Origin of the sequence: Neisseria sp. P0014.S009 (genome assembly GCF_051958155.1) — a bacterium.
In the GTDB taxonomy this organism is placed as follows: Bacteria; Pseudomonadota; Gammaproteobacteria; order Burkholderiales; family Neisseriaceae; genus Neisseria; species Neisseria flavescens_C.
The window spans coordinates 1-256 of sequence record NZ_JBQCVS010000171.1 but is presented as its reverse complement, the minus strand read 5'-3'; the positions used below and the strand labels follow the sequence as shown (position 1 = coordinate 256).

Here is a 256-nt window from a genome sequence, read left to right as displayed (position 1 = left end):
CCCTCCGTCGCTGGCACCACGTCAGTAACGTCAGCCTGCGAAGCAGTGGCTGAAACAGTTGTTGATTGAGTCTCTTTGGTCATTCGCCCTCCTGAGAGACGGGATTTACGTGCATCCAGTGCATCACGCATGACGGTGATCGCATCGGTGCTGTTAACAAGTTCATCAGCCAGTCCGGCATCAATGGCCTCCTGACCGCTGTACACTGCAGCCTCGGTATCCAGCACAACCTGCACGGACAGGCCGGTATATGCCG

The 256-nt window shown here is 56.6% G+C and carries 1 protein-coding gene; it reads right to left on the bottom strand.

Annotated elements, in window-relative coordinates; all coding sequences use genetic code 11:
• Positions 1-256: S49 family peptidase (locus ACTHS4_RS12170; protein WP_440366018.1), on the bottom strand; the 256-nt coding region annotated here is incomplete at both ends.